The sequence below is a fragment of the Photobacterium satsumensis genome (assembly GCF_050336935.1).
GTDB classification, from domain to species: Bacteria; Pseudomonadota; Gammaproteobacteria; order Enterobacterales; family Vibrionaceae; genus Photobacterium; species Photobacterium satsumensis.
Genome location: NZ_JAKJSK010000015.1, coordinates 1 through 26,400, shown reverse-complemented (window position 1 = coordinate 26,400; position 26,400 = coordinate 1). Strand labels below are relative to the sequence as shown.

The 26,400-nt window shown below is 49.1% G+C and carries 25 protein-coding genes and 1 rRNA gene; 17 read left to right on the top strand and 9 right to left on the bottom strand.

All coding sequences use genetic code 11. The features are described 5' to 3' along the window. Positions 1–47 precede the first annotated feature (47 nt). The gene (locus L4D79_RS24890; RefSeq protein ID WP_428655524.1) at positions 48–734 is read left to right on the top strand and encodes a hypothetical protein; all 687 of its coding nucleotides are present in this window, start codon (positions 48–50) and stop codon (positions 732–734) included. Between the two features lie 33 nt (positions 735–767). On the opposite strand, the gene L4D79_RS24885 is transcribed toward L4D79_RS24890, so the two are convergent. Further along, positions 768–1,187 (bottom strand): secondary thiamine-phosphate synthase enzyme YjbQ, encoded by a 420-nt coding sequence (locus L4D79_RS24885; protein WP_428655522.1) that lies wholly within the window; start codon positions 1,185–1,187, stop codon positions 768–770. A 280-nt stretch (positions 1,188–1,467) separates the two neighbouring features. Here L4D79_RS24885 and pgi point away from each other — a divergent pair, with 280 nt between their 5' ends. Continuing rightward, complete coding sequence (gene pgi, locus L4D79_RS24880) at positions 1,468–3,120, top strand: glucose-6-phosphate isomerase (protein ID WP_428655520.1); 1,653 nt, start codon at positions 1,468–1,470, stop codon at positions 3,118–3,120. 73 nt (positions 3,121–3,193) lie between these two features. Here pgi and L4D79_RS24875 read toward each other — a convergent pair whose 3' ends face one another. From L4D79_RS24875 to zur, 3 genes are all read right to left on the bottom strand, one after another. Then, a complete protein-coding gene (locus L4D79_RS24875; RefSeq protein WP_428655518.1) occupies positions 3,194–3,403 on the bottom strand; it encodes a cold-shock protein in 210 nt (69 codons plus the stop codon). A gap of 270 nt (positions 3,404–3,673) precedes the next feature. Then, positions 3,674–4,138: a chemotaxis protein CheX gene (locus tag L4D79_RS24870; protein WP_255044256.1), complete on the bottom strand. Its 465-nt coding sequence runs from the start codon at positions 4,136–4,138 to the stop codon at positions 3,674–3,676. Positions 4,139–4,175: 37 nt separating this feature from the next. Continuing rightward, positions 4,176–4,619 carry a zinc uptake transcriptional repressor Zur gene (zur, locus tag L4D79_RS24865; protein ID WP_428655516.1) on the bottom strand — a complete coding sequence of 148 codons (444 nt, stop codon included), beginning with the start codon at positions 4,617–4,619 and terminating at the stop codon, positions 4,176–4,178. Positions 4,620–5,606: 987 nt separating this feature from the next. Between zur and dusA the strand changes: the two genes are divergently transcribed. The 7 genes from dusA (at position 5,607) to L4D79_RS24830 (ending at position 12,638) form a co-directional block, all read left to right on the top strand. Then, the gene (gene dusA, locus L4D79_RS24860) at positions 5,607–6,626 is read left to right on the top strand and encodes a tRNA dihydrouridine(20/20a) synthase DusA (protein WP_428655696.1); all 1,020 of its coding nucleotides are present in this window, start codon (positions 5,607–5,609) and stop codon (positions 6,624–6,626) included. Positions 6,627–6,845: 219 nt separating this feature from the next. Then, a complete protein-coding gene (pspG, locus tag L4D79_RS24855; protein ID WP_428655514.1) occupies positions 6,846–7,076 on the top strand; it encodes an envelope stress response protein PspG in 231 nt (76 codons plus the stop codon). A 148-nt stretch (positions 7,077–7,224) separates the two neighbouring features. After that, entirely contained in the window at positions 7,225–7,869 is a 645-nt protein-coding gene (locus L4D79_RS24850; RefSeq protein WP_428655512.1) for a TIGR04219 family outer membrane beta-barrel protein, read from the top strand. 117 nt (positions 7,870–7,986) lie between these two features. Further along, the gene (locus L4D79_RS24845) at positions 7,987–8,220 is read left to right on the top strand and encodes a thymidylate kinase (protein WP_255044259.1); all 234 of its coding nucleotides are present in this window, start codon (positions 7,987–7,989) and stop codon (positions 8,218–8,220) included. A gap of 143 nt (positions 8,221–8,363) precedes the next feature. Further along, on the top strand, positions 8,364–10,193 hold the full coding sequence (locus L4D79_RS24840) for an assimilatory sulfite reductase (NADPH) flavoprotein subunit (protein ID WP_428655509.1): 1,830 nt from the start codon (positions 8,364–8,366) through the stop codon (positions 10,191–10,193). Then, positions 10,193–11,884, top strand: a complete 1,692-nt coding sequence (gene cysI, locus L4D79_RS24835; protein ID WP_428655507.1) for an assimilatory sulfite reductase (NADPH) hemoprotein subunit — start codon at positions 10,193–10,195, stop codon at positions 11,882–11,884. The genes L4D79_RS24840 and cysI overlap by 1 nt, the downstream gene beginning before the upstream one ends. Next, positions 11,877–12,638: a phosphoadenylyl-sulfate reductase gene (locus L4D79_RS24830; protein WP_428655505.1), complete on the top strand. Its 762-nt coding sequence runs from the start codon at positions 11,877–11,879 to the stop codon at positions 12,636–12,638. The genes cysI and L4D79_RS24830 overlap by 8 nt, the downstream gene beginning before the upstream one ends. Before the next feature lie 131 nt (positions 12,639–12,769). On the opposite strand, the gene L4D79_RS24825 is transcribed toward L4D79_RS24830, so the two are convergent. Then, entirely contained in the window at positions 12,770–13,258 is a 489-nt protein-coding gene (locus L4D79_RS24825; RefSeq protein WP_428655503.1) for a DUF2780 domain-containing protein, read from the bottom strand. Between the two features lie 211 nt (positions 13,259–13,469). Next, complete coding sequence (gene bamJ / locus L4D79_RS24820; protein WP_428655501.1) at positions 13,470–14,090, bottom strand: BamJ family beta-barrel-assembly machinery protein; 621 nt, start codon at positions 14,088–14,090, stop codon at positions 13,470–13,472. Positions 14,091–14,212: 122 nt separating this feature from the next. On the opposite strand from bamJ, the gene L4D79_RS24815 reads away from it, so the two are divergent. Next, positions 14,213–14,926, top strand: a complete 714-nt coding sequence (locus L4D79_RS24815; RefSeq protein ID WP_428655499.1) for a LysM-like peptidoglycan-binding domain-containing protein — start codon at positions 14,213–14,215, stop codon at positions 14,924–14,926. Positions 14,927–14,997: 71 nt separating this feature from the next. Here L4D79_RS24815 and L4D79_RS24810 read toward each other — a convergent pair whose 3' ends face one another. From L4D79_RS24810 to L4D79_RS24800, 3 genes are all read right to left on the bottom strand, one after another. Then, positions 14,998–15,450 (bottom strand): GNAT family N-acetyltransferase, encoded by a 453-nt coding sequence (locus tag L4D79_RS24810; RefSeq protein WP_428655694.1) that lies wholly within the window; start codon positions 15,448–15,450, stop codon positions 14,998–15,000. A 108-nt stretch (positions 15,451–15,558) separates the two neighbouring features. Beyond that, the gene (locus L4D79_RS24805) at positions 15,559–16,113 is read right to left on the bottom strand and encodes a Crp/Fnr family transcriptional regulator (RefSeq protein ID WP_428655497.1); all 555 of its coding nucleotides are present in this window, start codon (positions 16,111–16,113) and stop codon (positions 15,559–15,561) included. A gap of 104 nt (positions 16,114–16,217) precedes the next feature. After that, entirely contained in the window at positions 16,218–18,179 is a 1,962-nt protein-coding gene (locus tag L4D79_RS24800) for a bifunctional 2',3'-cyclic-nucleotide 2'-phosphodiesterase/3'-nucleotidase (RefSeq protein WP_428655494.1), read from the bottom strand. A gap of 411 nt (positions 18,180–18,590) precedes the next feature. On the opposite strand from L4D79_RS24800, the gene cysG reads away from it, so the two are divergent. The 7 genes from cysG to L4D79_RS24765 form a co-directional block, all read left to right on the top strand. Beyond that, positions 18,591–20,015: a siroheme synthase CysG gene (cysG, locus tag L4D79_RS24795; protein ID WP_428655491.1), complete on the top strand. Its 1,425-nt coding sequence runs from the start codon at positions 18,591–18,593 to the stop codon at positions 20,013–20,015. 13 nt (positions 20,016–20,028) lie between these two features. Continuing rightward, entirely contained in the window at positions 20,029–20,937 is a 909-nt protein-coding gene (gene cysD, locus L4D79_RS24790) for a sulfate adenylyltransferase subunit CysD (RefSeq protein ID WP_428655489.1), read from the top strand. Between the two features lie 10 nt (positions 20,938–20,947). Continuing rightward, complete coding sequence (gene cysN, locus L4D79_RS24785) at positions 20,948–22,378, top strand: sulfate adenylyltransferase subunit CysN (protein WP_428655486.1); 1,431 nt, start codon at positions 20,948–20,950, stop codon at positions 22,376–22,378. Positions 22,379–22,383: 5 nt separating this feature from the next. Further along, positions 22,384–24,111, top strand: a complete 1,728-nt coding sequence (locus tag L4D79_RS24780) for an SLC13 family permease (RefSeq protein ID WP_428655484.1) — start codon at positions 22,384–22,386, stop codon at positions 24,109–24,111. A gap of 24 nt (positions 24,112–24,135) precedes the next feature. Next, positions 24,136–24,756 carry an adenylyl-sulfate kinase gene (gene cysC, locus L4D79_RS24775; protein WP_428655482.1) on the top strand — a complete coding sequence of 207 codons (621 nt, stop codon included), beginning with the start codon at positions 24,136–24,138 and terminating at the stop codon, positions 24,754–24,756. Positions 24,757–24,771: 15 nt separating this feature from the next. After that, the gene (gene cysQ, locus L4D79_RS24770; protein WP_428655480.1) at positions 24,772–25,518 is read left to right on the top strand and encodes a 3'(2'),5'-bisphosphate nucleotidase CysQ; all 747 of its coding nucleotides are present in this window, start codon (positions 24,772–24,774) and stop codon (positions 25,516–25,518) included. A gap of 693 nt (positions 25,519–26,211) precedes the next feature. Then, a 16S ribosomal RNA gene (locus tag L4D79_RS24765) occupies positions 26,212–26,400 on the top strand; the annotation flags it as partial.

Genomic DNA, 26,400 nt, shown 5'->3' with positions numbered 1-26,400 from the left:
CCATGCTCGCAATATAGCGCTGTTTTGTTTCTATAAGGTTTGGGTCGATGCAAGAATTCACAGTGCTAGAGCGTAAAGAGTCCTACTTCCTGTGCAGAAAGGGCACTGGCCATTGCCGTATCATTATTGATGAAAATAGCCAGACTCTGCCTTTGGGCACCTTCATGCTGCATGCTGAAGAGATCTCTGATCGTTATACCCACCATGCCAACGATAGCGTGTTTCGATTGCTGATGCCTTTTGAACAGCAGGGGAACATCGACATCTGTACCCTAGCGACGGGCCGAAAGAACCACTTTGTATACAAGCGCTGTTTGCAGCTCGGTGGTAAGTGGGAGCCGGTGCTCAATGAATGGGTTTTCTCAGCGGCCATCAAGCATGAAGTCGACAAATTAGCCGAGCAGATAAACTCTGAGCTGCTCTATATCGAAGCCACCTTCAACGAAACAATCAAGTTAACCACAGGGCCACTGACCCTGTTTGGCTACCCCCTGGTCAAATCCGTCGGTAGCAATGGTAGGGTGTTGTTAAATTATGGGGTGAAGCTGACGGCCGGCGAGATTGTGTGTATGCCAGCAGCTACGCTGCAAACCATTATCCTGGCCGACTCGAAAGTTCAGCTATTCGTGCCAAAGGCGATCCTAGACCTTCCACAGTTTCATGAAGACTTCCTCTGTATCGTTGAGATTGAGAAAAAGCGCAAGCCCCGCAAGAAACCTACTTTTCCGTGGTAAATCCGCCTCGGTGATTTAATCGTTCGGCGAGTATCATTCACCCTGCAGGGTGACCACTATCCGACGGCTGCCACCATGGTCACGGTGTTCACCCAGGTAAACCCCCTGCCAGGTGCCTAAGGCCAGCCGACCATGACTAATCGGTATGCTAACACTGGTTCCGAGTGTTGAGGCCTTGATATGGGCTGGCATGTCATCATCGCCTTCATAGGTATGCTGGTAATAAGGCGCACGTTCGGGAGCTGCTTGGTTGAAATGCGCTTCCATATCGCTGCGTACCGTCGGATCAGCATTTTCATTGATGGTCAGACTGGCTGATGTATGCTGGATAAAGAGGTGAGCCAACCCGATATTTATCTGGGCCAATTCCGGAATTTGTTGTTCAATTTCATCGGTAATGAGGTGGAAGCCACGGGCTCGTGGGCGAAGCTGGATTGTTTTTTGGTACCACATCGTTATTATCCTTACTGATACTAGAGCAATAAATACCACATAGATTGAATATATGGCGATTTTATGAGCCTGCAGCTTACTCTTGAATTTCGTGACCTGACGCAATGAAGGTCACGAAATTCAAGAGTAAGTTGTAAAATTACAAAAATTTAGCTGGCCTGATAAGTTGAGCTACACTAGGGCCAACGCAACGAACTACATTTACTAAGATCGGGGATCCATTGCTTGGGTTTTGCTGTCAAGACTAATGGATTAACAATTAAAAATCAGGAACTTCATCATGTTGAAAAACATCAATCCAACCCAAACTGAGGCGTGGAAAGCGCTGACTGCACACTTCGAAGATGCTCAGGACCTTCAGCTTAGCGAGCTTTTTGCCAGCGACAGCGAGCGTTTCAACAAGTTCTCGGCCAACTTTGGCGATGACATCCTATTGGATTTCTCCAAGAACCTGATCACTGAAGAGACCATGGGTAAACTATTTGCCCTGGCTGAGCAGACAGAAGTAAAAGCTGCGATTGCAGATTTGTTCAGCGGTGAGAAGATCAACCGAACTGAGAATCGTGCAGTACTTCACTCTGCATTGCGTAACCGCAGCAACACACCGGTTATGGTTGACGGTGAAGACGTAATGCCAAACGTCAATGCGGTATTGGAAAAGATGGAAGCCTTCACTGCACGCATTGTTGACGGTGAATGGAAAGGTTACACAGGTAAAGAGATCACTGACGTTGTTAACATCGGTATCGGTGGTTCGGATCTTGGTCCATACATGGTGACCGAAGCACTGGCACCATACAAAACCCGCCTTAACATGCACTTCGTCTCGAACGTTGACGGTACTCACATTGCTGAGACGCTAAAAGAGCTTAACCCTGAAACGACGCTGTTCTTGATTGCTTCCAAGACGTTCACCACTCAAGAAACCATGACCAACGCGCACTCTGCACGTGATTGGTTCTTGGCAACAGCGGGTGATCAGGCTCACGTTGCTAAGCACTTCGCCGCGCTATCAACCAACGCTCAATCTGTATCTGAGTTCGGTATCGACACTGACAACATGTTCGAGTTCTGGGACTGGGTTGGCGGTCGTTACTCACTATGTTCAGCGATCGGCTTGTCTATCAGCCTATCCATTGGCTTTGACAACTTCGTGGCGTTGCTTGACGGTGCCCACGCAATGGATCAGCATTTTACCCAAGCGCCGCTTGAGCAGAACCTGCCAGTGATCCTTGCGCTTATCGGTATTTGGTACAACAACTTCCACGGTGCTGAAACTGAGGCAATCTTGCCGTACGATCAGTACCTGCACCGCTTTGCTGCTTACTTCCAGCAAGGTAATATGGAGTCAAACGGTAAGTGCGTTGACCGTGGCGGTAACCCTATCGATTACCAGACTGGCCCAATTATCTGGGGTGAGCCAGGGACTAACGGCCAGCATGCGTTTTACCAGCTGATCCACCAAGGGACGAAACTGATCCCTTGTGACTTCATTGCCCCGGCAATTAGCCACAACCCGCTGAGCGATCACCATCCGAAACTGATGGCGAACTTCTTTGCCCAGACCGAAGCACTGGCATTCGGTAAGACCAAAGAGCAGGTTGAAGCTGAATTCCTGGCTGCTGGTAAAACTCAGGAAGAAGTAGCTGAGCTAGTACCATTCAAGGTATTCGACGGAAACCGTCCAACCAACTCAATCCTTGTTAAGCAAGTGACCCCTGAGGTATTGGGCTCTCTGATTGCGCTTTACGAGCACAAGATCTTCACTCAAGGTGTTATTTGGAATATCTACACCTTTGATCAGTGGGGTGTTGAACTGGGTAAGCAGCTGGCGAACCAGATCCTACCAGAACTTGGTGGTGAAGAAGCGGTGGCGAGCCACGATAGCTCAACCAACGGTTTGATCAACGCATTCAAACAATGGCGCCAGTAAGGGCCATCGGTTGTTGAACTAATAAAAAACGCCGCTTAGCGGCGTTTTTTTTATGAAGAGTAAGTCGGTGGCACTAAGCTAGGGCAACAACTTCGCTAGCTTGTGGACCTTTCTGACCATCTGTCACGATAAACTCAACACTTTGACCTTCCTGCAAGGTGCGACGGCCCTGAGCCTGAATAGCACTGAAGTGGACGAATACATCTTTGCCATCAGCACCAGAGATGAAGCCAAAGCCCTTTTCATCGTTGAACCATTTAACGGTTCCAGTCAGTTTGTTCATGTTACGTTCTTTCCTTTGAATGAGGGTATTTCCTTGCTTAGTCCCTACGGGCAAGCAAAATGACGCGCAGGGGACATCAAACCATAAGTGTCTTGATGCCTATCCAGCATATCGAGTCTAGATCGAATATATGACAGTTGGTAGTTTTTTGTTCGAGATTTGTGGCAACTTCACATAAAAATCAAAGTGATAAGTTTGATGATACGTTGCGGGAAATACTTTCAGCCAGCGAGGCTAGCTGAAAGTCAAAGGAGAGCGTAGAGCGGGGGGTTAGCCGTCAAAGCATATTTCGATAAAGGCTTTACCGTATTCGGAATCAAACGGCATGATGATGATGGCACTGTCGCACTTGTGGGTGATGGTGTGGCCACGGCCAGAGACGACGGCAGGCGTTGCCATATCGAACTCGTAACCCTTCTCGGCCAAAATGCGTTTAGCGCCACCGGTCACCATGTTGGTGATTTCACCCACCATGTCGGTGACTTCCTCGTTAATACTGTGTGGGCGTTCGCCCAGCATTCTCTGCATGATCTCCAGTGCTAGCCCTTCATCAAAGGTGATCGACATCGAGCCTTTGGTTTTCGGCCCGACCATACCAATCAAGCCTGAGACATCGCCTCTGGCAACTTCATCTTTTTTTAGCCGGGGTTTCTGAGGAGCCAGCTCCATTGACGCCATTGTTTTGAGAACATTCAACAGTGACGCTAAGAAAGGGTTTACGAATTCTGCGCGCATAATTTAATAACGACGATCTCTGTCTGAATAAAATAACTTACTTGTTTTTACAATGCTGGCAAACACCATGGCTTTCAACGACATGGTTAGTGACCTCAAAGCCTCGTTGCTCGGCACGCTGGCGAAGAAGTTTGGCAAGTTCTTCGTCGTGGCACTCTTCGACGTTACCGCACTGGCTACAGATAAGAAGCTGGGAACAATGATCTGCGTGGCCCAGTAAGCAACAGGCAATATAGCTATTGGTTGACTCGACTTTGTGGACAAAGCCTTGGGCAAGAAGAAAGTCCAGCGCTCGGTAAACCGTCGGCGGTTTGGCTTGGGGTTCGCTTTCGCGCAGCAAATCCAAGAGTTCATAGGCACTGATGGAACTGTGGTGTTCAATGATCAGCGCCAGAACTTTCAGTCTTTGAGGTGTCAGTCTTACTCCTCGTTGCTCACAGAGCTGCTTGGCGGTTGCCAGTAACTGACCTTTATTTGCCATATAACCTCAAAATACAAGCGATAAGTCTTACATATTACCACACTCATGCCCAAAGTGACCTTTGTTATGGCGATTCCGTTAATCACGCCTGAAAACGGGAGAGGGGGAAGAGGCTTATGGGTCAGTGGCAAGTATCCTAATTCATTGGTGTTTAGCTTTTTGTGTTAAAGTCACCAAAAAGCTGAACGGTTGCGCTGTGGTGTTCTGGTTTTAAGTTAACTTGTTGAAAAGTAAAGGGGTTAATTGGTTGTGCAGCTTTTCTTGTTTTTTTCTCAATAAGCTATAAAGGCAATTTGCCTATTAGTATCTTTCTTCTAAATTCTTTAAAATCAATTGCTTATATTTTGTTGTGAAAATTATTATTAACCATTTTGCCCATGATGATCTTTATACAATTAGTTTTTTTAATGTAATGATCCTTTTGCTATTAGTATTTGGCTTATGATGATCTTTTAGGTTGGATCAATTGGCCTGCAATGATCATTTTACCTAGGGTGTTGATCCATATTCATCGCAACATAAGCGCGCATCTTTTATGTCTCATTTCAGCGAAAAGGTGAACATGTGTTTTGGTTGTTAGTTGGTGTTTATTGTTAATCTATAAAATTCAGTAGCTTACGGTATGTGTGCAGCTTTCTTGGTTTTTTCTTTGGGTTGCTGTTACCAAAGTGGTGAATGAGCTGTGGGTGATGAATGTGGTGTTTTTAAGTTGTTGTTTTTGTTTTCTTTATGACGTTTATCAAAAGGGTTGTCATGTACCAAATACTACTAGATAAGCCACTTGTTTGTGGTGGTTTACAGTCAGAGTCACCTACATCTCTGGGGGAATTTCGGCGGTATTTGGGATCAAGGCAGGAATAGGGTAGAATCCGCCTCCTTGCAGCGTTGTGAGATCCATGGTGAGGGAGGATCCTTCCCCCAAGCTTCTGGAACGAGAGATTTAGCGGTCGATAATGAGGTTTTCCGATGACAGATACTGCTGTTGTAATGAACGAACAGTCTAATGATGAGCAACCACAGTTGGGTCAATACCCAGACTGTCGTTTATCTATTGCGCCAATGCTCGATTGGACTGACCGCCATTGCCGTTATTTCCACCGTTTGCTCAGTGAGCGTACTCAGCTTTATACCGAAATGGTGACCACAGGAGCCATTATCTATGGCAAGGGCGACTACCTGGCCTACAACGAAGAAGAGCACCCGTTAGTGTTGCAACTGGGTGGTTCAAACCCGGTCGATCTGGCCCAGTGTGCCAAGCTGGCTGCAGAGCGCGGTTATGACGAGATTAACCTTAACGTCGGTTGCCCGTCTGATCGCGTGCAGAATGGTCGTTTCGGTGCATGCCTAATGGGCGAGGCCGATTTGGTGGCACAGTGTGTGTCTGCAATGCGCGAAGTAGCGGATATTCCGGTATCGGTAAAGACCCGAATTGGTATTGATGATCAGGATTCATATGAGTTTCTGACCGACTTTATCCGCACCGTCAGCGAAAAAAGCGGCTGTGAAGATTTTACCATTCATGCTCGCAAAGCTTGGCTGAGTGGTTTGAGTCCGAAGGAAAACCGCGAGATCCCACCATTGGATTACCCGCGTGTGTACCAGCTGAAGAAAGACTTCCCACACCTGACCATGGGTATCAATGGTGGTGTGAAGACCATGGAAGAGATTGAAGCGCACCTTCAGCACATGGATGGCGTCATGGTTGGCCGTGAAGCTTACCAAAACCCCTACTTGCTGGCTGAGGTTGATCAGCGTTTGTATGGCTCTGACAAGCCGGTGAAAAAGCGCCGCGAAATTGTGGAAGCTATGTTCCCGTATATTGAGCGTGAGTTGGCTAAGGGGGCTTACCTGAACCATATCAGCCGCCATATGCTGGGCTTGTTCCAAGGTATGCCGGGTGCACGACAGTGGCGCCGTCATATCAGTGAAAATGCCCATAAACCAGGTTCTGGTATCGAGGTACTGCAGCAGGCGATGGCGAAGATCCCGGCTCACCTTGATGTTTAAGCCTAGGGGTTCACAGTGGTGAATTAAGCCTAAAAGTTGGCGAATTATACCAAGCTAAATATTTTGAAGGCATACCGTATTACGGTGTGCCTTTTTTAATGTGCTGATTTTTATTAGGAAAGTGCTTTTTTTACAACTTGGTCTACTTTGTGCAGTGTCTAGATTATACAAGGCAATGATATTGCTAATGATGCTTACTGGATGTCGAAGGAGAGAGCGATGATTGAGTTTCTATTTTTGCTGGTGTTTGCGGTGGTGCTGGTCTGTACCGGTGTGAGTATTCTGGGGATGGCGTTGGCGGTTGCCGCAGGCTTTGTGGTCATGGCGGTCGCGGGCATGATTGGGGTGATGTTTAAACTGCTGCCTTGGTTGCTGCTGATTGCTGTCGGGGTATGGTTTTATCGTGAGTATAAGGCCGAGCAAACGCACAGAAAGCGTTATTACCGCTGACAGTGGTAGGAAATTAGACCATAAAAAAGAATGTAAAATTTTGAAAAGAAACTAGATGATTGACATTACAGGTGCAGTTTTATTAACCGGCTTCTGATATAGTCTGGCCGTTTTTTATCTAAATACTAATAAAGAGCGGAGACTCGAAATGAATAAATTAGCGCTTTCTGCGGTAGCCGCTGCAGTTGCACTGTCTGCGGCAGTACCTGCCCAAGCAGCAACGCTTTTTGGGGTGAAAGCCGGTGCCGATGCTTGGTTCACCGATGCCAAGGTTAATGATAGCCGTAGTGACTCTGATAGCAATACTTCAGGCTCTTACTATGTGGCGTTTGAGCACTTCGTTCCTTTGGTGCCAAACTTCCGTTTGCGTTACACCGATGTCGACAATGGTAATGTTTCATTCGGTCAAACGGATTACACCGCGTACTACGAGATCCTGGATAACGATGCCGTGGCATTCGATATCGGTGTGACCATGAGCAAGTTCAACTCGGGCAAGTTCGATGGTGAGAACTTCAGCGAGTGGCAGCCAAACATCTACGGTAACGTAGAGCTGGGTATCCCAATGACGCCAGTATCACTGTTCGGTGATCTTAACTTCGGCAACTACGACAGCACCAGCACCGTAGACGGCCAGGCCGGCGTGAAGTGGAGCATCCCACTGGTAGCGGCAGATCTGAACCTGCGTGCAGGCTACCGTGTGATGGACTACGACTTTGACTTCATCAAGGGTTCTAACGGCGGTGAATTCTTCGCTGATGGTTGGTTCCTAGGTGCAGAGATAGATATCTAAGCGACTCAAATAGCACATCTATTCCAAAGCCACGAGAAATCGTGGCTTTTTTGTTGCCTATTTTCTCGTTTTTGTACCATTTTTATAAAAGGTGCAACTGGAAGGGGGCAGAGGCTTATGACGTTAACAGAATTGCAGAACCTCTATACCAATAGCGATATAGTGGAAGCCGTAATTGAACCCTCCATTCAGGCGAATGGATGGATTGTCGAGTTTCGCCATCGCCGGGGCGGCTTTGTTCCTCTAACCGATGGGTCGGGGAGTGAAAAGTGCTATCACGACATTGATACGGCCACTGAGCGGGCATTCGAGGTTGGTTTTCACCAAGTGAGGATAGCCGATACGTTTTGAATACAAAGAAAAACTGCAGCGTGAGCTGCAGTTTTTTCCTGCCACCCTTACAAATCGTTATAAAACATTCTTATCTATTCTTTCTTGTTATTTCCCTGAGTAGCTAATCTAACCCATACGCAATGTATAGGGATCGTCGTGTCATGTTACTTAAGGAACTTTCAGCTTTGGCCAGCCCGCTCAATGATCAGCAAATAGGTCAACTACAGCAGGCTGCTGCCGAGCTATCGCCACAACAGTTGGCGTGGATCAGTGGTTATTTTTGGGGCCTTAGCCAAACTCAGGTGGCTGATCAGGCTCAGCCTTCTCAGGCACCCGCATTAGCAACCAGCAATCAGCCTGCCGGTAAGCTGACCATCATTTATGCCTCCCAGACCGGGAATGCCAAAGGGGTGGCTGAACAGCTGAAAGACGAAGCCGATGCCAAAGGCATCAAGGCTGAGGTGTTTGCTACCGGGGATTACAAGGGGAAAAACCTCGCCAAGGAGACCCATGTCATTATTGTGGCCTCAACCCATGGTGAGGGAGAGGCGCCCGATGATGCTATTGAGCTGCATGAATTCCTGCAATCGAAGAAGGCCCCGAAACTGCCTAATTTGCAATACGCGGTGATTGGCTTGGGTGACTCCAGCTACGAGTATTTCTGCCAGACCGCCAAAGACTTTGATGCCTTCCTCGGAAAACTTGGGGCAACGGCGTTTCTGCCTCGTCTCGATTGTGATGTCGACTATGAGTCAGAGGCTGCGCAGTGGCGCGCTGAGGCATTGGGTAAAGTTGAGGAAACCCTGAAATCTGATCTGGCATCCGGCGAAGCGGATGTTGTCCAGTTGCCGGTAGGCCAGGCTACTCCCGTCGTATCGGCTTACAACAAGAAAAACCCTTACCCTGCGGCGTTGCTGACTAGCCAGAAAATAACCGGCCGGCAGTCGGGCAAAGATGTCCGCCATGTGGAAATCGATCTTGAGGGCTCCGGCCTTAGCTACCAGCCGGGTGATGCGCTGGGAGTGTGGTACGACAATTCTCCGGTCTTGGCCGAGGCGATTCTGAATAGGGCTGGCTTAGCGGCCGACGAGTTGGTTGAGGTTGATGGTGAGTCGGTGTCGCTGCGTGATGCCTTGATCCACCACTATGAAATTACGCTGGCCAACCCGCAACTGGTGACGAAATACGCCGAACTTTCTGGCAGTAAAAAACTGGCCAAGTTGGTCGAAGACAAAGACAAGCTGCGTGAATACGCTGCCAATAGCCAAGTTATTGATGTCCTTGGTGAGAAAAAGGCGGCTCTGAGCGCAGAACAATTACTAGGCTTGCTACGCCGTTTGACCCCACGTTTGTACTCGATAGCCTCAAGCCAAGAAGAGGTGGGTGAAGAAGTGCACCTGACCGTTGGACTGGTGGAGTACCAAAAAGGGGACGAAACCCGCCAGGGTGGGGCCTCTAGCTATTTGGCCCAGCGTTTGGAAGAAGGCGAAAGCGTAAGGGTGTTCGTCGAACCCAACAATCATTTCAAACTGCCGGCAGATGATACAACACCGGTGATCATGGTCGGGCCGGGCACCGGTATTGCCCCGTTCCGTGCCTTTGTTCAGGAGCGGGATAACCGTGATGCCGAAGGAAAAAATTGGTTGTTCTTTGGCGACCGAACGTTCACTGAGGATTTCTTGTATCAGGTTGAATGGCAGAAGTATTTGAAATCCGGTGTGGTTGACCGGATCGATGTGGCATTTAGCCGCGATCAGGCTGAAAAGGTGTATGTCCAACACCGATTGCTCGAGCATGCGGCAGAAGTGTGGCAATGGTTGCAAGATGGTGCCCATTTTTATGTCTGCGGTGATGCGACTCGTATGGCCAAAGATGTCCACGATGCCCTGCTTTCGATTGTCGAACAGCAGGGGAACAAAAGTCGTGAGCAGGCCGAGCAATATTTAAGTGAACTACGCAAGAGCAAGCGTTATCAAAAGGATGTGTACTAATGAGCGAGCAAAAACTGTCGGATAACGAACGCCTCAAGCGTGAAAGTAACTTCCTGCGTGGCACCATCGTCGAGAACTTGGATGACCGGATCACCGGTGGTTTTACTGCTGATAACTTTCAGTTGATCCGTTTTCACGGTATGTATCAGCAAGACGATCGAGATATCCGTGCCGAGCGCGCTAAGCAGAAGCTGGAGCCGCTGCATAATGTGATGTTGCGGGCCCGGATGCCGGGTGGGGTGATCACCCCTAAGCAGTGGCTGGCGATTGATAAGTTTGCCGAGGAGCATTCGCTTTATGGCAGTATTCGCCTGACGACCCGCCAGACTTTTCAGTTTCACGGTGTGCTAAAGCCGAATATCAAGCTGATGCACCAAACCCTGAATCAAATCGGGATTGATTCCATTGCCACCGCCGGTGATGTGAACCGAAATGTGCTGTGTACCACTAACCCGGTCGAGTCGGCACTGCATCAGGAAGCCTACGAGTGGGCGAAGAAGATCAGTGAGCACCTGTTACCGAAAACTCGAGCTTATGCCGAGATTTGGCTGGATGGTGAAAAGCTGGAAACCACAGATGAAGAGCCGATTCTGGGTAGCAATTACCTGCCGAGGAAGTTCAAGACCACCGTGGTGATCCCGCCGCAAAACGATGTTGATGTCCATGCCAATGATCTGAATTTTGTTGCGATTGCCGAACAGGGCCAGTTGGTTGGATTCAATGTGCTGGTGGGCGGCGGTCTGGCTATGACCCATGGTGATAAGGCAACTTACCCTCGCCAAGCGGATGATTTTGGTTTTATTCCGCTGGAGAAAACCCTCGATGTTGCAGCGGCAGTCGTCACCACCCAGCGCGATTGGGGTAACCGTTCCAACCGCAAGAATGCCAAGACTAAGTACACGCTGGATCGGGTCGGTGTTGATGTATTCAAGGCCGAGGTCGAGAAACGGGCGGGGGTTGTATTTTCCCCGAGTAAGCCATATGAGTTTACCGAGCGTGGTGACAGTATTGGCTGGGTTGAAGGGATTGATGGCAAACATCACCTGACTTTGTTTATTGAAAATGGTCGTTTGTTGGATTACCCGGGCAAGCCTTTGAAAACAGGGGCGGCGGAGATCGCGAAAATCCATAAAGGGGATTTTCGCATGACGGCTAACCAGAATTTGATTGTTGCTGGTGTCCCTGCGGCAGATAAAAACAAGATCGAGAGGATCGCGCGCGATCATGGTCTGATCGATGAGGGCGTTTCCGAGCAGCGGAAAAATGCCATGGCCTGTGTCTCACTGCCTACCTGCCCATTGGCAATGGCTGAGGCGGAGCGTTTTCTACCGGAGTTTGTGACTGACATCGAACAGTTGTTAGCAAAGCATGGCCTGCCGGAAGATGACAACATCATCTTGCGGGTTACCGGTTGCCCGAATGGCTGTGGCCGGGCGATGTTGGCTGAAATCGGCTTGGTGGGTAAGGCGCCTGGGCGATATAACCTGCATCTTGGTGGTAACCGCAATGGTACCCGGATCCCGAAAATGTATCGTGAAAACATTACTGTCGAACAAATTCTTACCGAGATAGATAGCCTGGTTGGACGTTGGGCTAAGGAAAGGGAAGCAGGGGAAGATTTTGGCGACTTTACTATCCGTGCCGGTATTATTGAGCCGGTCCTTATTTCAAAGAGGGACTTTTATGCCTGATAGCCAATATGCCTCGTTGCTGCAAGCCAGCAAGGTGGAGCAAATCCTGAAGCTGGCTGAGATTAATGCCCAGCTAGAAGTGATGAGCGCCGAACAACGCATCCGTTGGGCCTTGGGCAATTTGCCTGGGCAGTTTGGCTTGGCGTCGAGCTTTGGCATTCAGTCAGCCGTAATGCTGCATTTGGTCACGCGGATCAAGTCCGATATCCCGGTGATTTTAACTGATACTGGTTACCTCTTTCCGGAAACGTACCAGTTTGTTGATGAGTTGACTGCTCGCCTAGGGTTGAATTTACATGTTTACCGCGCGGAATTGAGCCCTAATTGGCAGGAAGCGCGATTTGGCAAGTTGTGGGAGCAGGGGCTTGATGGGATCAAGCAATATAACCGACTGAACAAGGTAGAGCCTATGCGCCGTGCTTTAGATGAGCTCGGAGTGTCGACATGGTTCTCCGGATTGCGCCGTGAGCAGTCACAAAGCCGGGCGACTTTACCGGTACTGGCGGTGCAAAACGGCCTGTTCAAGTTTCTGCCTCTGATTGATTGGAGCGACCGGGACATTGAGCAGTATCTGGCCCAGCATAAGCTTCCTTACCATCCACTCAAGGATGAGGGGTACCTCTCTATTGGTGATATCCATACCAGCCAAAAGTGGCAGCCGGGTATGAAGGAAGAGGAAACCCGATTCTTTGGCCTCAAGCGTGAATGTGGTTTACATGAAGATGATGTCGAAGCCGATGGTTCAGGTATATAGCGGGTTCAGGTTGCTTAGGTAGCGGCAGAAAATAAGCCTTACTCATTGCTGGGTAAGGCTTTTTTACATCATGCTGACAGAAGGGCTGGACTTGCGCGGTATCTTTGCGCGCGATTTTTAAAGGCTGTTAGCTAGCCTGCAGCTTGCCAGATACTTCCTAGGTTATCGAGCAGGGGTGTACTGGCTCCCTGGTCGCCCAGAAACTGCATGACAACCGGAATAAATTGGCTGACCATGCTGGGATCCATGCCGAGGGCACTAAAGACCTGATTGATGGTATCCATATTGCCAAGCAATGCACTGGTGCCGGGAGGAAGGCTGCCGGTCAGGGAGTCCAGCCCTGGGATCATCTGGGTCAGCTCAGTGGCTTGTTCACCGCCAAGCTGGCTAGCGGCAATGGAAAGCAGGGCGCCGGCTCCGCCAGCGGCCTGCTCAGTCGAAACATCGAGTTGGCTGCTGAGTAAATCGGTCAATGGGTTGCTGAGGGTTGATGCTGCCTCTTCGTCATCGCCGCCGAATAAGTCAGAAAGGCTGAAAGCATGGCCGGTGGCTGGCAGTAGCAAGCTGCCAATAAGTAGCAGTAGCCAAGTTTTGGCTCGAGTTCGGGTCAATAGGTACATCTTTCGCAATCCTCCATGTGGGCGTCGGCTATTGGGTTTCCCATTAAAGATTAGTCAGGAATGCGGGTTAGATACCAAATTCTATGGCAAAAAATGAATTAAAAGATAAAAAGAGACAAACTTTGGGTAGGATAATACGGGAAGGGCTGTGGGATTAGGCCAATAAAAAACGGTGCCAGAAGCACCGTTTTTGTCAGTAATCGCAGGGCGATTAAAGGATGTCTAGTAGTTCTACTTCGAATACTAGCGCTGCATATGGAGGGATCGCTGCACCTGCGCCGCGCTCACCGTATGCTAGGTCTTGTGGGATGCATAGCTTCCACTTAGAGCCAACAGGCATCATTTGTAGAGCTTCAACCCAACCAGCGATTACGCCAGTTACAGGGAATTCTGCTGGCTGACCGCGAGATACAGAGCTGTCGAATACCGTACCGTCAGTTAGTTCGCCGTGGTAGTGAACGCGTACTTGCTTGTCTGAAGTTGGAATTTCACCGTTACCTTCAACAAGAACTTCGTACTGAAGACCAGATTCAGTTACTGTAACTTCTGAGCGTAGTGCGTTATCTTTTAGGAACGCTTCGCCTTCAGCAGCTGCAGCTTTAGCTTGCTCTTGACGAACAGCTTCTGCACGAGTGTGTAGATCGCGTAGTGCATTGTTGATGTCGTCAACTTCGATTTCTGGCATGTCGCCAGTTAGAGAAGTAGCGATACCTTTGGCGATGGCAGCAACATTCAGGCCTTCTAGACCACTTTGTGCTAGCTGCTGGCCCATTTGAAGACCGATACCGTAGCTTGCTTTAGTTTCAACTGTATCTAGTTTTACGTCAGACATGGTGTCATCTCTTTAGTAGAATAAATAAAGCAGGCAGGATAACAGTTTCTCCCCCTAGGGGTAAACCATTGTAACGAGCTGTCGATGGATAGCGTGAATTAGATAGCGCTGGAGTGTTGTGTATGGGACAGGCCAAACGCCGTTCGAACAAAAAGAGTGAATTTACGTGGCCTCGTATCACCTTTGATAAGGAGGCGTTCAAACAGGGAGGGGCGGCTATCCGTGCCAAGTTTGCACCGCTGGAAAACAAGTGGCAGCAGTTACCGAAACTGCATCGCCGTGCATTGGCTGTATTGGTTCCGGTTACGGCTGTCTTATTGATCATGCCAGTGGGAAAGCAAACAGTGCAGGTTGAGCCATCCGAGCCTGTCCGACGTGAGCTGTCACTGAATCTGGAGAGCCAGCCGCCGCAAAGTGTGGTGACTGGAGAAAGGGAAGAGCCGGTATCGCCGCCGCGTCCTTCCAACATTAGACCGTTAGAGCCGGTTAAGAGTAAGCCTGTTGCCTCCAAGCCTGTCGCTAAACAGCCCGAAAAAACAGTGGCGTCTTCATCTTCTCAGTCAGCGAACGCTGATTGGCAGCGCTATCAGGTCAAAAGTGGCGAGACCCTTGCCAATATTTTCCGCCAGCATAATCTGCCGCTCACGGACCTCTATGCGGTCGCTGCGATTGAAGGGGATGACAAACCCCTAAGCCGGATCAAGGCTGGTCAATGGTTGCGTTACCGCCAGACCGCACAAGGGGGCTTGGATGCTTTGCAAATAGAACGCAGAAATAGCGAGCCGGTCTTGTTCTTTCGTCGCTCTGACGGCAGCTTTGTTCGCCGTACCCAGTAATCCATTATTTACGGCGAGATAAATACAAATAAAAAAGCCACCTCGGTGGCTTTTTTACTGTCTTGCTGTCGCTATTTGGTGATCCGCATATCGATATGCGGGATGCCATCCTCAAGGTATTCCTCTGAGAAGGTCTCGAAGCCAAAGCGCTGGTAGTAATGCAGCAAGTGCGACTGGGCGCCTATCTCGATGGTTTTCCCCGGCCAGAATTGCTCGGCCATAGCCAGTCCCTGCTCAAGCAAGGGGTTACCGAATCCCTGTCCGCGAACAGCCGGCGCAGTCACAACCCGGCCAATACTGACTCCTTCATAGGTTGTACCAGCAGGCAACAGGCGTAGGTAGGCAACCAGAGTCTCTTCTTGATAGCCGAGCAAATGGTAAGTTCCGGCTTTTCTGTCATGGTCATCCAAGTCCGGGTACGCGCAAGTTTGTTCAACCACAAAGACGTCGCTACGTAGCTTGAGCAAGTCATAAAGTTGGTGTGTGGTCAGTTGGTCAAAGCGCAGGCACTGCCATTGCATCACATTCTCCTGGTGGTTGGTGTGGTTCATCTGCCCATCAGGATAAATTAACCCAATGGGCTTGGCATTAACTTAAGGTAAGTTGAACCGTTATTTGTGCTGCTCTTCACTTCAACGGTTTCGGATCCGGCTCAGGCTGGTGGCGGTGATCCCTAGGTAGGAGGCAATTTGGTAGTCGGCAAGTAGTGCTTGAAGCTCAGGAAAGTGCTCGCAAAATAGGGTGTATCTTTCTTCCGGTGAGTGGATGAGCATAAAGCGTTCTTTGTGCTCCTTAAATAGCAGTTGTCGCTCAAGCAAGTCCATATAGAGGCGAGGGCTGGTCGTTTTCCATTGTTCAATAAGCACAAGGGGCAGTGCCAGTAACTGGCTGGCTGACAGTGTCTCCAGTAAATACTCGGAGGGGCGGCCTGTCAGCAGGCTTTCAAAACCGATGATGAGCTCCTGCTCCCAGTAAAACTCCTTGCTAAAATGGCGGCCTTCAGGTGTTAGGTAGCATGCGTGGCAAACGCCTTCGGCCAGAAAAAAGGCATACTCAGGTTGCGCGCCTTGGTTGAGCAGGATATGGCGGGTTGGTAGTTCCATCGGTTCGGCTGCCGAAACGGCTTGGAGGATGATCTCCTCATCGGCGCCATGGTTTTGGAGATACTGGGTCAGGGCTGTTTTCATCTTGTGCTCGCAGGGTTGGGTATCACATTGACCGTGGTTTCATCATATCAAAAAAATACCGCAGCCGAGGCTGCGGTATGTTAATGGGCGATTAGCTGTCCGACTTACTTTTGCAGGTCGATTCGGTAAACCGCAAAACCGATTTCATCTTTACCGGTTTTTTCCATTGGGTACTGTGCTTTGTCTTTGATAAAGCTGGCCGCTTTGTCACCCGGCGAGGTTTCGAAAGTGATGTTCAGCTCTTTCTCGCTCTTCAATGGAGCAAAACGCCAGTTGTTGTCCGCGCTTGGTGTAACTTCACCGTGCTCTTTGCTGACGCGGGTAATGTAATCCGCGACGACAGTGCGGTTTTCATCTGGCGAGGCAAAGGCAATGTACTCTTCACCGGTACCGGCAAACTTGCCGCTGTAGGCGCGGTAGTTGTTGGTGGCGATGATAAATGGCTGAGCTGGGTCAACAGGCTTTCCATTGAAGGTCAGATCTTGAATACGCTCTGCCTTGTCGTTGATTAGCTTACAGTCGCCATCGTAACGGGCTGGCTGGGACACATCGATGGTGTAGTTGACGCCGTCGATAACATCAAAGTTATAGGTACGGAAACCATCCCAGTTGATCAGACCCTGTTGCTTGGTGCTGTTCAGGTCGATTTGGTTGAACTGACCGGCAGAGCACTCCAGCCATTCTTTCACTTCTTTACCGGTGACTTTCAGGGCCACGAGGGTATTTGGGTACAGGTAAAGATCTGCCGCGTTACGGAAGGTCAACTGACCAGATTCTACCTCGGTAAAGTTTGTTGGATCGTTACCACGGCCGCCGGCCTTGAATGGAGCCGCTGCAGACAAGACTGGAATACCGTCTAGATCCGGGTCGCCCTGGATAAAACGTTCAACATAATCTTGCTGGGCCAGGCTGACGATTTGTACCGTTGGATCATCCTGAACCAGAGCCAGGAAGCTGTACATAACATCGTTGGCTTTACCGATTGGCTGGTTGACAAACTCGCGGGTACCATCGTGTTCAGCTTTAACGGCTTCGACCATCTTCTCGTCGGCTTCAACGATGGCTTCGCCTTTGATCTTATCGAAGATTGGGCGGGCTTCAGTTTGTGCACTGGTTACTGTCCAGCTTTCGTCTTTTTGCTTCAATACCAAGTCAATCACGCCTAGGTGGTCACCCCAGCGGCCTGGCATGACGGCAGGAATACCGTTAATGGTGCCTTTTTCCACATCGGTATTAGGCAAGTTGGCAAACGCTTTGCTCGGGAAAACTGCATGCGAGTGGCCAAAGGCGATCGCATCGATGCCTTCGACTTCTGTGAGGTAGTACACCGAATTCTCGGCCATGACTTTGTAAGGGTCTGTCGACACGCCAGAGTGCGGGATTGCGACAATGATATCTGCACCTTCTGCTTTCATCTGAGGGACGAATTTTTCAGCAGACTGCTTGATATCTTCAGCCTTGACCTTACCTTCTAGGTTGCGTTTATCCCATATCAGGATTTGCGGTGGTACAAAGCCGATGTAGCCGATTTTCACTTCGTGCTCTGCACCATCGGTATCCTTGAACGTGTGAGACTTGATCACGTAAGGCGTAAATAGGTTCTTACCCGTTTTCAGATCGTAGACGTTGGCATTGACGTATGGGAAGTTCGCCCCTGCAATGGCCTTGTCCAAGAAGTCTAAGCCGTAGTTGAACTCGTGGTTACCAATGTTACCCACTTCGTAGTTCAGTTGGTTCATCGCTTTGTAAACTGGGTGGATATCGCCTTGGTTTAGTCCCTTGGCTGCCATGTAGTCACCCATTGGGCTGCCTTGGATCAAATCCCCGTTATCAACCAAAACACTGTTGGTTACTTCAGACTGGGCTTGCTTAACCAATGTCGCAGTACGGACTAGGCCAGTTTTTTTGGTTGGCTTGTCTTTGTAGTAGTCATAGTCCATGACATTGGTATGGATATCCGTTGTTTCCAGGATGCGAAGCTTGATGGTGTCTGCTGTAGCCGGTCCTGCCATAGCCAGCATGCCGCCCAAAATCGCAATCGATAAGGGTTTGGCTGATAACTTCATAATTTTCTCCGTGAGTGTCGGTATAGGAAAGCGTGCATAAGGTAACAAAAACGCTCACAAAGTTGCGTAACAGAATAGCTTTTATGTGTGATTAATCGCGTTTTTCTGCACATTTTCTCGAGTTGTTGGAATCGGTTGGATCAGAAAACAACATTTCGGCTAAGCATAAGCCTAGGCCAAAAAGTCATAGCTTATGAGTAAATCGCCTATATCACCGTGATGAATCATTCCTTTCCCGACAATCGTAGGCATTTTGCCAAATAAGCTGATTTATCTCTGTTTTTCTGGAAGTGGCGAGGGATTAATTTTGGGATGAACTTTTTGGAATAAAAAATGAAATTTAAGAATTTCAGGTAATAAACCACCGCAACTATAGTGCTTCTATCAACGGATTCTCAGGGGCACTCTTTTATGGACTATCTGCCAATTTTTGCTGATTTAAAGCGCCGACCGTGCTTGGTCGTCGGTGGCAATGATATTGCTTGGCGCAAGGCGAAGATGTTGCTCAAGGCAGGGGCCGATGTCAAAGTCATCAGCCCGGAGTTGTCACCTCTTCTTCAGCAAGCGGTCGATAACGGCCAGCTGACTCATCTGGGCGAGGAATTCTCGCCGCATCACCTTGATGGCATTTTTCTCGCTATCGCTGCTACGGAACGTAAGGCGTTAAATGCCCTTGTTTACCAATCTGCCAACCAGAGGCAGGTGTTGGTCAATGTGGTGGATGATACCCAACGCTGCAGTTTTATCGTTCCATCGGTTGTCGACCGTTCTCCGATTATTGTCGCGGTATCGTCATCGGGACAAGCGCCGGTACTGGCAAGATTAATACGTGAAAAACTCGAGGCATTACTGCCACAACATCTTGGCCAGGTAGCAACGATCGCAGGACGCTTTCGTTCTCGCTTAGCCAAGACGGTCACATCGTTCTCTGCCCGTCGCCGTTTCTGGGAGCAAGCTTTCAATGGGCGCTTTGCTTCATTGGTCGCTGCCGGACAGATTGAATCGGCTGAGCAGGAGCTGGAGCAATTGAGCCTAGGACAACGTTCTGGCGGCGAAGTGGCTCTGATTGGTGCCGGCCCGGGTGATGCTGGGCTACTGACACTTAGGGCGCTGCAGTTGCTGCAACAAGCTGATGTGGTGCTGTTCGATTACCTAGTCTCGGATGAGGTGATGGACTTAGTCCGCCGTGATGCCGAACGGGTTTGTGTCGGTAAGAAAGCGGGCTTTCACAGCGTGCCTCAAGCGGAAACCAACCGCTTGCTGGTGGAATATGCCGCCAAAGGTCAGCGTGTTGTCCGCCTTAAAGGGGGGGATCCTTTTGTCTTCGGCCGCGGAGGCGAAGAGCTGGAAGTCTTATTTGACCACAATATTCCGTTTGAGGTGGTACCGGGGATCACTGCGGCTGCAGGGGCGACGGCGTATGCCGGCATTCCATTGACTCATAGGGAGTATGCCCAAACCGCGATGTTTGTGACTGGGCACCTTAAAGCCGGTAGCGATCAGCTCGATTGGCACACCCTAGCCCGGGGTAATCAGACCTTGGTGATCTATATGGGACTAATGAATTCCTCAGATATACAACAGCAGTTGATTCAGCACGGCCGCGAAGCTTCCACCCCGGTTGCGATTATTGAGCGTGGCACTCAGCCAACCCAGAACATTTACAAAGGCCAACTCGGAGAGTTGGAAGATTTAGCTCAACAGGCGGCTTCCCCAGCACTGATCGTGGTGGGTGAGGTAGTCAATTTATCAGAAAAATTACATTGGTTCGGAAAGCAACCACAACCTGCGAATCCCAATACGGGTGAACAAGGTGCCGTGGTGAAGCTGGCTTAGCATGGAGAGAGTAATGGACCCGAAAAGATTCACCCATTTAAAGCAACTGGAAGCGGAGAGTATTCATATTATCCGTGAGGTTGCCGCCGAGTTTGATAACCCCGTCATGATGTATTCCATCGGTAAGGACTCCTCGGTCATGCTGCACCTTGCTCGCAAGGCCTTTTACCCGGGGAAGATCCCGTTTCCGCTGTTGCATGTCGATACCGATTGGAAATTCCGTGAAATGATCGAGTTCCGTGACCGGACCGCCGAGAAATACGGCTTTGATCTGTTGGTGCACAAAAACCCTGAAGGGTTGGCTATGGGGGTGGGCCCGTTCACCCATGGCTCATCCAAGCATACCGACATCATGAAAACCCAAGGCCTCAAGCAGGCGTTGAATAAATACGGGTTTGATGCCGCTTTTGGTGGGGCGCGTCGTGATGAAGAAAAATCTCGCGCCAAAGAGCGGGTGTATTCATTCCGTGACAAGAACCATACCTGGGATCCCAAGAACCAACGACCGGAACTCTGGAAGACTTACAACGGCCAGATAAACAAAGGTGAGAGTATTCGAGTCTTCCCGTTATCCAACTGGACGGAATTGGATATCTGGCAATACATCTACCTCGAAGGTATCGAAATTGTGCCTTTGTACCTGTCGGCTGTGCGCCCGGTTGTTGAGCGTGATGGCATGTTGATCATGGTCGATGATGACCGGATGGAGCTTCAGCCCGGTGAGCAAATAGAGCAAAAGAGTGTGCGGTTCAGAACCTTGGGCTGTTACCCACTGACGGGAGCGATTGAATCAGAGGCCGATACGCTCCCCGGCATTATTGAAGAAATGCTGGTGGCTACCTCAAGTGAGCGCCAAGGTCGGGCGATTGATCATGATCAGTCCGGTTCGATGGAGCTCAAGAAACGTCAGGGATACTTCTAAGGAGAGAGTCATGAATAGTGCAATTGAACAACAAGTGGCTGAGCTGGGTATTGAAGCCTACCTCGATCAGCATCAAAACAAATCCTTACTGCGTTTTCTGACGTGTGGATCGGTAGATGATGGAAAGAGTACCTTGATTGGTCGTCTGCTCCATGACTCGCAGCAGATTTATGAAGATCAATTGGCTGCCATTCATGCCGATAGCCAGAAGGTCGGGACGACTGGCGACAAACCTGACTTGGCACTGTTGGTCGATGGCCTCCAGGCCGAGCGGGAGCAGGGGATCACGATTGATGTCGCCTATCGTTATTTCTCTACCAAAAAGCGCAAGTTCATTATTGCCGATACGCCGGGGCATGAACAGTACACTCGGAACATGGCGACGGGTGCTTCGACCTGTGATGTGGCGGTTATCTTGATTGATGCCCGCAAAGGGGTATTGGATCAGACCCGTCGTCACTCCTACATTGCCAGTCTACTGGGGATCCGCCATTTCGTTGTGGCGATCAATAAAATGGATTTGGTGGGTTTTGAGCAGTCACGGTTTGAATCTATCCGTGATGAATACCTTGCGTTTGCCGAGCAACTCAATCCGCAGCTGGATATCAAGCTGGTACCGCTATCTGCCTTAGAAGGGGATAATGTGGTCGATCTCAGTGACCAAACTCCGTGGTATGGCGGTGAATCGTTGCTTTCGATGTTGGAATCAGTGGACATCAATGTTGACCGTCAAGCGGGGGATTTCCGTTTACCGGTTCAGTATGTGAATCGACCTAATTTGGACTTCCGTGGTTTTGCTGGCACCGTCGCATCGGGCACGATTAACGTAGGCGATGCGATTAAGGTATTGCCATCGGGTAAGCAATCCCATGTTGAGCGTATCGTAACCTTTGACGGGGATTTACCAACAGCTTTTGCAGGGCAAGCCGTGACGCTGACATTGGCCGATGAAATTGATATTAGCCGAGGTGATACTTTGGCTGCTGCCGATAACGAGGTTCCTTTGGGCAACCGAGTACTGGCTGATATTGTGTGGATGGCAGAAGCACCGCTTGAAGTGGGGCGGCAGTACGACATTAAAGTGGCTGGTAAAAAGACAGTGGGGAGCATTTCAGCCATTCGTCATCAGGTGGACATTAACAACCTTGGCACATTTGACACTGACAGCCTGCCGTTAAATGGCATTGGTTTATGTGAAGTGACTCTGACTGAGTCAATCGCCATTGATCCCTACTTTAATAGTTCAGATACCGGTGGCTTCATTGTTATCGACCGCTTAACCAATGTGACTGTTGGCGCTGGTATGGTGCGAGAAGCACTCGTCGAAGATCAAGCTTTCACCTCAACATCGGTATCTGCATTCGAAGTGGAACTCAATGCCCTGGTCCGTAAACACTTCCCTCATTGGCAGGCGAAAGACATCAGTAAGTTGTTGGGATAATGGCGATGCAATGGGAACAAGGGATGGTTCTTACCATGTTGATGGTGATTGTAACCTGTCTGCTAACAACAAGGATCAAGCCCGCATATTTGTTTGCTGGAGCGGCCTTTGTTGGTTTTCAGGCTGGGATGATTGATCTGCCAACACTGGCAGGCAATTTTACCAATTCATCACTATTGACTTTGGTGCTGCTGATCCTTGTTTCTATTGGATTGGAAAAAACCCGATTGATCAGTTGGGTCGGGAAACAAATATCAAGTGGGGGGCAATCGACAGTCGTGGCTAAATTAGGGCTATCGACCGCATTCTTGTCCTCCTTTACCAATAACACTGCTGTCGTGGTGTCTTTAATCGGGGCGATCAAACGCAATCAGCGTCATGCCCCATCGCGTTTGTTAATCCCCTTATCCTATACCGCTATTTTGGGCGGGACGCTTACCTTGATTGGCACCTCGACAAACTTGATCATCAATAGCTTTGTCGAAGATGCCGGGTTGCCAAGTTTAGGTTTTTTTGCGCCGACGACCATTGGCTTGGCGGTATTGGCTGTGGGTTTGCTGATATTGATCCCACTGAGTTATTTACTGCCTATCTATGACGAGAGTTCGCAAGATGATCTTCCTTATTTCTTGGAGGCGAAAGTTGTTGGGGGCTCCCCTTTGATTGGTAAAAGTGTTGCCGAAAATGGCTTGAGAGCGTTAAGGCGGTTGTTTTTGGCGGAGATCATCCGTGATGGCCAAACACTGGCGCCGGTCTGTCCTGACACACAGCTCAAGGCTGGTGATACTTTACTCTTTTGTGGTGATGTGGAGAGTGTGACGACATTACAGGAAATTAATGGGCTCCAGCTTTTCGGCCAGCATCACCTCAACGGTCAGTCCATGCTTGAAGTTATTGTCAGTCATTCTGCCGGGATCCGTGGCAAGACTTTAAAGAGTGTCCAGTTTCGTGAGCGGTTCGACGCGGTTGTTGTCGCTATTCGTCGAGGCCATGAACGGTTAGCTGGTGGGCTTGGCAATATTGAATTGCATGCTGGCGATACCTTGGTGGTGGTACCGGGTAAAACCTTTAATACTAAAAAGCAGCAACTTAATCGCGAATTTGTCCTCGTGAACGGGCTGGATTCGAGTGCTAGATTGGATAGCCAGAAAAGTATGATGGTCCTCTTTGGTTTCATGCTGGTTATTGCGACAGCTTTATTGAATGTGTTGCCCATCATCAAGGGATTGGCCGGTTACCTAGTGTTGCTTATTGCCTTCGGAGTGATCACGTTTGCCGAGCTGAGGCGACGCTTTCCGGTTGATATTGTCGTGATTGTTGGTTCGGCCTTGTCACTGGCTCAATTGATGTTATCTAGTGGGCTCTCTGAGCGCATGGGAGATATGCTGATGACCGGATTTGCGGGGTGGGGAATATACGGTGCTTTGGTTGCGGTGTACCTACTGACCTTGGTATTAACGGAGCTTGTGACCAATAACGCTGCAGCTGCATTGGCATTTCCTATTGCTTACAGTCTATCGCTGAGTTATGGCGTTGATCCTATGCCTTTCATCATGGCGATTTTATTTGGCGCCAGCGCCAGTTTTATTTCTCCTTATGGTTATCAAACTAATTTGTTGGTCTATAGCGTGGGTAATTACAAGCTGAAAGATTACTTACGTGTTGGGTTGCCTATCTCATTGGTTTACTCGGTGGTCGTACTGGCCTTGATACCGCGACTTTTTCCTTTTTAATGATATATGTAAATGGAGTTAGCTATGACGTCGGTTTTTCGTTCGGCAAATAATGACAATATTGTTTGGCATACCCACCCAATCGATAAAGCCTTTCGGGCAGAGCAGAAAAAACAACAACCGTGCGTATTGTGGTTTACAGGGCTTAGTGGAGCAGGTAAATCGACGGTCGCAGGGGCATTGGAACACCGCTTGGCAGAGTTGGGCTATCACACCTATTTATTAGACGGTGATAATGTTCGCCATGGGCTATGCCAAGACCTTGGGTTTTCCGCTGAAGATCGCAGGGAAAATATTCGTCGTATTGGGGAAGTGGCAAAACTCATGGCCGATGCCGGCTTGATTGCATTAAGCGCGTTTATTTCACCTCACCGTCACGAGCGTCAGTTAGTACGTGACATGCTTCCCTCGGGCGAGTTTCTGGAAGTGTTTGTCGATACACCGCTGGATGAATGTGAAAGGCGAGACCCGAAGGGCCTATATAAAAAAGCACGTGCAGGTGAGATCAAACAGTTCACTGGTATTGATTCTGAGTACGAGCAGCCGCTGAAGGCAGAGATTCACTTATCAGCGGGCCATAATGATGTTCGACTGTTAGTTGATCAATGCGTTGATGCTCTGAGAGCTCGCAAAATTATTGAATAACGGAAGGAGTGATGTGTGGGAAACCAGCTTGAATCACTGTACCAAATTGCATTGGAAGCCGGTAAGGCCATTATGGCGCTGTACCATTCTCATATCGAGGTGTCAGAAAAAGAGGACCGCAGTCCGGTTACCGCAGCCGATCTAGCTGTAAATGCAATTATCATAGAACAACTGGGTGCATTAACACCTGATATCCCTATCGTCTCTGAAGAGTCTGCACATATCCCTTGGTCTGAGAGAAAACACTGGCAGCGTTTTTGGTTAGTTGACCCTTTAGATGGCACGAAAGAGTACCTTCGTAAAAATGGTGAGTTCACCGTTAATATTGCGTTGATTGAACATGGGCAACCGACCATGGCTGTTGTCCACGCCCCCGCTCTCGGTAAAACGTGGCTAGGCAATGGTCATAAGGCTTGGCTCGTTAGCAATAATCAACGAGAGGAAATTAAAGTAAAAGCTGCCAACTCACCGATTGTGGTCGGGAGTCGCTCTCATCCAAGCCCTAAGATGGAGGAGTTTTTGGCACAGCTGTCGACATACCAATTAATCGCGGTGGGCTCATCGTTGAAGTTTTGCTTAGTGGCAGAAGGACGAGCTCAATATTACCCGAGACTTGGCCCGACGATGATGTGGGATACTGCAGCGGGTCAGTGTATTGCTGAAAGTGCAGGAGCTATGGTCAAAAACCTTGATGATGCCCCATTGCGTTATGATCGAGAAGATCTACTCAACCCTTCTTTTATTGTCAGCCTACCAACCTAAACTATATTAGGGGGCTAATACGCCCTCTTTTTTGAAGGTTCTACCACACAGAAGGCAGATATTGTCTACGCTTAATGTTGCGCTTCAATAAACAAAGGGTACCGGAAGCGTTACTTTGGCCGTTTTTTGTGTTTTTCACCTGATTTACGTTTCTTTTGCCATCAGTTGGCAGAAAAAGTCAAAAAAACCATTGCTAATACTTCTAGTCACCCTATAATGCCGCCACACCAACGGGATAACGGCTTCTTAGTAAGCTCTTCACAAATTGTGGATAACTTGTTGGTGAATGGTCTGCTAAGTTTTGTTGCCACTTTTGAGCTTGACTCTAAAGTGTAAATGATTAGAATTGCCGGCCTTGCTTGTTAAAATTGATGAGTTCTTTAAAATAAGAACCTATCTATTAACAAGCCTTGTCAGTAAAGAGTTTCAAGAAAATATTTTGAAATTAATTGTTGACATGGAGGTTGGCGGTGGTAAGATACGCAGCCTCAACCGACACGCAGTGTCGAGTTAACGTTCTTTAACAATTTGACCATGCAATCTGTGTGGGCACTCGTGAAATGATAGTCAACAAAAGAATTATCAATGAAACTGAGTGACCAATACAAATAGTAAGTTTACTTATTATTTGGCACAGTCAATTCAATCATTACTTCGGTAGTGATTTAACAGTATTTCATTGAGCCAAAACTTTAATTGAAGAGTTTGATCATGGCTCAGATTGAACGCTGGCGGCAGGCCTAACACATGCAAGTCGAGCGGCAGCGACAACATTGAACCTTCGGGGGATTTGTTGGGCGGCGAGCGGCGGACGGGTGAGTAATGCCTGGGAATATGCCCTGATGTGGGGGATAACCATTGGAAACGATGGCTAATACCGCA